The 6,509-nt window shown below is 73.8% G+C and carries 6 protein-coding genes; 3 read left to right on the top strand and 3 right to left on the bottom strand.

What is annotated here, in order from left to right:
• Positions 1-192: 192 nt before the first annotated feature.
• Both glyA and ACFC1F_RS02225 read left to right on the top strand, forming a co-directional pair.
• A complete protein-coding gene (glyA, locus tag ACFC1F_RS02230; protein ID WP_376155029.1) occupies positions 193-1,461 on the top strand; it encodes a serine hydroxymethyltransferase in 1,269 nt (422 codons plus the stop codon).
• A gap of 145 nt (positions 1,462-1,606) precedes the next feature.
• A complete protein-coding gene (locus ACFC1F_RS02225) occupies positions 1,607-2,974 on the top strand; it encodes an L-serine ammonia-lyase (RefSeq protein WP_376155028.1) in 1,368 nt (455 codons plus the stop codon).
• Between the two features lie 71 nt (positions 2,975-3,045).
• On the opposite strand, the gene ACFC1F_RS02220 is transcribed toward ACFC1F_RS02225, so the two are convergent.
• From ACFC1F_RS02220 to ACFC1F_RS02210, 3 genes are all read right to left on the bottom strand, one after another.
• Entirely contained in the window at positions 3,046-3,252 is a 207-nt protein-coding gene (locus tag ACFC1F_RS02220) for a hypothetical protein (RefSeq protein ID WP_376155026.1), read from the bottom strand.
• Positions 3,253-3,344: 92 nt separating this feature from the next.
• Positions 3,345-4,076 carry a trypsin-like serine protease gene (locus ACFC1F_RS02215; protein ID WP_376155024.1) on the bottom strand — a complete coding sequence of 244 codons (732 nt, stop codon included), beginning with the start codon at positions 4,074-4,076 and terminating at the stop codon, positions 3,345-3,347.
• A gap of 105 nt (positions 4,077-4,181) precedes the next feature.
• On the bottom strand, positions 4,182-4,961 hold the full coding sequence (locus ACFC1F_RS02210) for a hypothetical protein (protein WP_376155022.1): 780 nt from the start codon (positions 4,959-4,961) through the stop codon (positions 4,182-4,184).
• A 207-nt stretch (positions 4,962-5,168) separates the two neighbouring features.
• Here ACFC1F_RS02210 and ACFC1F_RS02205 point away from each other — a divergent pair, with 207 nt between their 5' ends.
• Positions 5,169-6,470, top strand: a complete 1,302-nt coding sequence (locus ACFC1F_RS02205; RefSeq protein ID WP_376155020.1) for a helix-turn-helix domain-containing protein — start codon at positions 5,169-5,171, stop codon at positions 6,468-6,470.
• The last annotated feature ends 39 nt before the right edge of the window (positions 6,471-6,509 follow it).

Here is a 6,509-nt window from a genome sequence, read left to right as displayed (position 1 = left end):
TTCACTTGGTGGTGGGTTTGTTTTTTGTTACACATCCCCACCCCCCCGCCGGCCCCCCCCCCCCGGGGGGGGCCCCCCCGGCGGCCCCCCCCCCCCGCCGCCGGCCGTCCCTCCCTCCCGTCGCCCGCCGCCACCCCCGCGGGGGCGTGCCACGCGCGGGACCTCCTTCTCTCCTCCCGGGAAGACCACACCATGACGGTTCTCAACCAGTCCCTGCACTCGCTCGACCCCGAGATCGCCGCCGCGGTCGACGCCGAGCTGCACCGCCAGCAGACCACCCTGGAAATGATCGCCTCCGAGAACTTCGCCCCGGTGGCGGTCATGGAGGCCCAGGGCTCGGTGCTGACCAACAAGTACGCCGAGGGTTACCCCGGCCGCCGCTACTACGGCGGCTGCGAGCACGTCGACGTGGTCGAGCAGATCGCGATCGACCGGATCAAGGCCCTGTTCGGCGCCGAGCACGCCAACGTCCAGCCGCACTCCGGCGCGCAGGCCAACGCCGCCGCGATGTTCGCGCTGATCCAGCCGGGCGACACCATCCTGGGCCTGTCCCTGGCCCACGGCGGTCACCTGACCCACGGCATGAAGATCAACTTCTCCGGCAAGCTCTACAACGTCGCCGCGTACCACGTGGACGACAAGACCGGCCAGGTCGACATGGCCGAGGTCGAGCGCCTCGCCAAGGAGCACCAGCCCAAGCTGATCATCGCCGGCTGGTCCGCCTACCCGCGCCAGCTGGACTTCGCCGCGTTCCGCCGCATCGCCGACGAGGTCGGTGCCCTGCTGATGGTCGACATGGCGCACTTCGCCGGCCTGGTCGCCGCGGGCCTGCACCCCAACCCGGTGCCGTACGCGGACGTGGTCACCACCACCACCCACAAGACCCTGGGCGGCCCGCGCGGCGGCGTCATCCTCTCCAAGGCCGAGTGGGCCAAGAAGATCAACTCCGCGGTCTTCCCCGGCCAGCAGGGCGGCCCGCTGGAGCACGTGATCGCGGGCAAGGCCGTCGCCTTCAAGGTCGCCGCGTCCGAGGAGTTCAAGGAGCGCCAGCAGCGCACCCTGGACGGCGCCCGGATCCTCGCCGAGCGCCTGCTCCAGGCCGACGTCGCCGAGGCCGGCGCCTCCGTGCTCTCCGGCGGCACCGACGTCCACCTGGTCCTGGTCGACCTGCGCAACAGCCAGCTCGACGGCCAGCAGGCCGAGGACCGCCTCCACGAGGTCGGCATCACGGTCAACCGCAACGCGATCCCGAACGACCCGCGCCCGCCGATGGTCACCTCCGGCCTGCGGATCGGCACCCCGGCCCTCGCCACCCGCGGCTTCCAGGCCGAGGACTTCCGCGAGGTCGCCGACATCATCGCCGAGGCGCTCAAGCCCGCCTTCGACGAGACCGTCGCCGCCGAGCTGAAGGCCCGGGTCACCGCCCTCGCCGACAAGTACCCGCTCTACCCCAACCTGTAGTTCGGCCGTAGGTGACCGGCCTCACCCCGCCGGTCCACCTCGGATTCCGGGGCACCGCGCACACTGGACAGTGCGCGCGGTGCCCCGTTCCGTGCCGGTACCCCGCCTGCTCCACCTTCCACGAGACCAGACAAGGACGTCCTCCGTGGCCATCAGCGTCTTCGACCTCTTCTCCATCGGCATCGGCCCGTCGAGCTCCCACACCGTCGGCCCGATGCGCGCCGCCCGGATGTTCGCCCGCCGCCTGAAGTCCGAGGGCCTGCTGACCGACGTGGCGAGCGTGCGCGCCGAGCTGTTCGGCTCGCTCGGCGCCACCGGCCACGGCCACGGGACGCCCAAGGCCGTCCTGCTGGGCCTGGAGAACAACTCCCCGCGCACCGTCGACGTCGACCAGGCCGACGCCGACGTCGAGCGGATCACCGCCGAGAAGCGGCTGAACCTGCTCGGCGTCCACGCCATCGACTTCGACCCCGGCAGCCAGCTCGTGCTGCACCGGCGCCGCTCGCTGCCGTACCACGCCAACGGCATGACCCTCTGGGCCTACGCCGCCGACGGCTCGGCCCTGCTGGAGAAGACCTACTACTCGGTCGGCGGCGGGTTCGTCGTCGACGAGGACGCGATCGGCGCCGACCGGGTCAAGCCCGACGACACCGCGCTGAAGTACCCCTTCCGCACCGGCGAGGAGCTGCTGCGCCTCACCCGCGAGACCGGCCTGTCCATCTCCGGCCTGATGCTGGAGAACGAGAAGGCCTGGCGGACGGAGGAGGAGATCCGGGCCGGTCTGCTGGAGATCTGGCGGGTCATGCAGGAGTGCGTCCGGGCCGGCATGTCCCGCGAGGGCATCCTCCCCGGCGGCCTCAAGGTCCGCCGGCGCGCCGCCTCGGGCGCCCGCGCCCTGCGCGCCGAGGGCATCGGCCCGGCCAACGCGATGGAGTGGGTCACCCTCTACGCGATGGCCGTCAACGAGGAGAACGCCTCCGGCCGCCGCGTCGTCACCGCCCCGACCAACGGTGCGGCCGGCATCATCCCCGCCGTCCTGCACTACTACCTGAACTTCATCCCGGGCGCGGACGAGGACGGCATCGTCCGCTTCCTCCTCGCCGCCGGCGCGATCGGCATGCTCTTCAAGGAGAACGCCTCCATCTCCGGCGCCGAGGTCGGCTGCCAGGGCGAGGTCGGCTCCGCCTGCTCGATGGCGGCCGGCGGTCTCGCGGAGGTCCTCGGCGGCAGCCCCGAGCAGGTCGAGAACGCCGCCGAGATCGGCATCGAGCACAACCTCGGCCTCACCTGCGACCCGGTCGGCGGCCTGGTCCAGATCCCCTGCATCGAGCGCAACGGCATGGCGTCCGTCAAGGCCGTCACCGCCGCCCGGATGGCCCTGCGCGGCGACGGCCGCCACCACGTCTCCCTCGACAAGGCGATCAAGACCATGAAGGAGACCGGCGCCGACATGAAGATCAAGTACAAGGAGACGAGCCGCGGCGGCCTCGCCGTCAACGTCATCGAGTGCTGATCCCCCCTTCCGCCCACGCCCGGGCCCCCGGAACGCGACCGTTCCGGGGGCCCGGGCGTTGTTGCGGGGCCTCAGCCGGACGGGCGCAGCGTGATCGCCTGCACACCCGGCAGGTCGGCGAACGCGGCGGGCGGATCGGCCGTCACCACGGTTCGCGCGGTGGCCACCGCCGTTGCCGCGATGATCAGATCGTGCGCGCCCCGGGGCTTGCCCTGTCGTCGGACGTACGCCATCAGCCTCGCGTGGATGCGGGCCGTGTCGGGCGTGTAGTCCTCCACCGGAGATTGTCTGAGACGGTCCACGGCGTCGACGGCCGGAGCCGAACCGCCGTGGCACCGATCACGCGCCCGTCCCGTGCCAGGTCTTCGCCCTAGCGCAGGATCTCCGCCGGGACGTCCGTGGCCCTGGTGAAGACGGAGAGCGGCTGCTGGTCGTCGCAGTAGTGGTTGCCGGTCGAGACGATGCCGATCACCACGCCGTTCGCGACCAGCGGCCCGCCCGAGTCGCCCTTGCAGACGCTGTCGGTCTTCCCCGGCTTGGGCGCGCCGCAGGCCTTGAGGGCCGGGGTGTCGCCGGGCCAGGTGTAGGGGTCGCAGTCGGCGAGCGGCGCGAGGGTGAGCGTCGCCTGCTTGAGACGCGTGCCCGGCCCGTCGGTGCCGGTGCGGCCGAAGCCGTAGACGGTGGCCGTGGCGCCGTTCCGGTACAGCCCCTCGTCGCGCTGCCGCGCCACCCGGACCGTGCGGTGGGGAAGCGGCCGGTCCAGGGTGATGACGGCCGAGTCGTGCTGGAGGCCGTCGGTGTACCGGGGGTCGAGCTTGTAGCTCTTCACGTGCCGCACCTGCCCGGCGGAGCTCGTCAGGTCGGTCCGGCCGGCGATCACCCGCAGCCCGGCCGGGTCACCCGCCTCGGCGATGCAGTGGCCGGCGGTGAGCACCTTGGTGGGCGCGATCAGGGCCCCCGTGCACCACTGCTCGCCGGCCGGGGTCTCCAGCGCCACGACGAACGGGTTGGCCGCGGTGGTGGTGTCGGAACCGCCGTGCACGGCGGCGGCCGGCGAGGCGGCGGCGGCCACCAGACCGGCGGCGACCAGCGGGATGCTCATGTGGATTCGCTTCGGCTTGCGCATGCGGACGGACTCGCCTTCTCGGTTTCGGTTCTTCGATTCGGATGACTGTCGGGGGTCCCGGGGTCACCGGGGGCCCGGGGGTCACGGCCGGACGGCGTCGGCCGCGGTGGGCCGCCACGTGTCGACCGAGGGGCCGTGGACGAAGGCCTTGGCGTCGACGGTCACCGTGGCGCCGCCGTCGAACGTGACCATGAGCTTCAACGCGTTGGCGCCGCTTCCGGGTGCACCGGGCCGGACCAGCTCGACCGCCTCGTAGCCGGACTCCCCCGGCTTGAGGATGTTGGGCCCGCCGCCGAGACCGTCCGGGACGGCCGCCTTCGTCCCGCCGTCGAAGGTGACCAGCCCGATCAACCCGAGGTCGCACGGGCTCGTGGAGGCGTTGCGGGCGGTGAGCAGCAGCCGGCCCGCCGGGGCGGGGGTCGCGGTGACGGCGAGCTGCGCGGCGGTGCAGTACGGCGTCGGGCCGGGGGCGGGCGCGCCGGCGGGGGCCGCCGGGGCCGCGGGCTTGCCGGGCCGGGACGCCCCGCCCTGCGAGCCCGTTCCGGCGGGGGCCGCCGTCGGCCTTGCCACCGGCGCCTTCGTGGGCGCCGCGGCGGGGGCCTTCACGGGTGCCGCGGCGGGTGCGCCCGTCGGGGTCTCGGCGGGGGCACCCGCCGGCGCCGGGGAGGCCGCGGCGGCCGGGGCCACGGACGGCACGGCACTCGGCGCGGTGCTCGGCACCGCACTCGACACCGCACTCGGCACCGCCGCGACGGCCTTCGGCGCCGGCGTGGCGGCGACCGGGCCGCCGGAGCACCCGGTGAGGGCGGCCGTGCCGAGCACGAGCAGGGCACCGGGGATCAGGATTCGCTTCACGGGCATGGGTCTTCTCTCCTCCGCCGAGGGCGTGGTCGGTTCGGGCACCGCGCCGTCGGGGTCACGGGCTGCCGCTGACCGAACACTGGCTCCCGGTCCGTCCCGGCCGCCAGCCTTGCCGGGCAGTTCGGGACGCTGGAACGGCGACAGGTACCGTGAGCTGCGGATTCGGGGAAGCCTGGAACGCCGGACCGGAACGAGGGGGATGCCGACATGAGCGTGGAGACGGACGAGTTCGCGGCGATGCTGCGTGCGCTGAAGGACCGTTCGGGCCGCAGTTACGGAACGCTCGCGGCCCGGCTGCACGTCAGCACCTCCACGCTGCACCGCTACTGCAACGGCGCCGCCGTCCCGAACGAGTACGCGCCGGTGGAGCGGCTCGCGCGGGTCTGCGGGGCGGGCCCCGACGAACTCGTCGAGCTGCACCGCCGCTGGATCCTCGCGGACGCGTCCCGCCGCAGGGAGCCGTCCGCGCCGGCGGCGGCACCGGCACCGACGGCTTCGGCGGCACCGACTCCGCCCCCTCCGGCGGCGCCCGAACCGGAGGGCGTGCCCGAGACCGAACCCGTCGTCGGGCCGGAGCCCTCGCCCGTCGACGGCCCGGCCGACCCGGAGCGGCCCCGTCGGCGGCCCAATGTCCGCGTCCTGCTGAGCGCGGCCGCCGTCGCCGCCGTGGCCGCCGCGGTGATCCCCGTGGTCGCCCTGAACACCGGCACCGGCACCCCGGTCGCGAGCCCCCCGCCGTCGGCCACCGGGCCCGTGCCCGCACTCGCGCCGGCGCCGGCTCCCTCCCCCACGGCCGCGGCCACCGCCCCGGCCGCGGAGGCCACCGCGTCCCCGTCCGCTCCCACCACCTCGGCGACGTCCGCCCCCGAGGACGACAAGCCGCCCTTCCACGTCAGCGTCCTGACGGACAACTGGGGCAGCGTCTGCGGTCAGTGGTTCCTCAGCCCGAAGTCCCCGCGCTCCGTGCCCGCTCCCCCGGAGAACCAGCAGACGGACAGCTGGGCCGCCGCGCAGAACGCCCTCCCCGGCGGGCACCTGCGCCTGCAACTGACCGCACAGGGTTCCGAGGCCAAGCCGGTCGTCCTCCAGGCCCTGTACGTGCACGTGGTCGACGTGAAGCCGGCCCCGAAGTGGAACGCCTACATGATGGGCTCGGGCTGCGGCGGCGAGCTGACCCCGGCGGCCTTCGCCGTCGACCTCGACGCGTCGGCCCCGCGGCCGGTGCCCGTCCCGGCCATGGAGGGCAACGTCAAGGGCAGGACCACCAACTTCCCCTACACCGTCTCGGCCACCGACCCCCAGGTGCTGAACATCGACGCCGGCACCGTCTCCCAGGACGTCTCCTGGTACCTGGACGTGGCCTGGACCAGCGGCGACCGCCAGGGGAAGCTCCGGATCGGCGACCGCCAGGACAAGCCCTTCCGCACCGCCGGCCTGAAGGGCGCCCCGGCCTACTTCTACAAGGACGACCACGCCGGCTGGTCCCCCACCACCATCACCGACCGGTGATCCGGGCGGTCGGCCCGGCGGACGACGGAAGGCCGGCAC

The sequence above is a fragment of the Kitasatospora sp. NPDC056181 genome (genome assembly GCF_042266225.1).
In the GTDB taxonomy this organism is placed as follows: Bacteria; Actinomycetota; Actinomycetes; order Streptomycetales; family Streptomycetaceae; genus Kitasatospora.
The sequence above is the reverse complement of the archived record's forward strand: the minus strand, read 5'-3'. Positions and strand labels throughout refer to the sequence as shown.

Coding starts and splice junctions, on each gene's coding strand:
- glyA (WP_376155029.1), top strand. CDS start 193: ATGACGGTTCTCAACCAGTCCCTGCACTCGCTCGACCCCGAGATCGCC.
- ACFC1F_RS02215 (WP_376155024.1), bottom strand. CDS start 4,076: ATGAGCATCCCGCTGGTCGCCGCCGGTCTGGTGGCCGCCGCCGCCTCG.
- ACFC1F_RS02210 (WP_376155022.1), bottom strand. CDS start 4,961: ATGCCCGTGAAGCGAATCCTGATCCCCGGTGCCCTGCTCGTGCTCGGC.
- ACFC1F_RS02205 (WP_376155020.1), top strand. CDS start 5,169: ATGAGCGTGGAGACGGACGAGTTCGCGGCGATGCTGCGTGCGCTGAAG.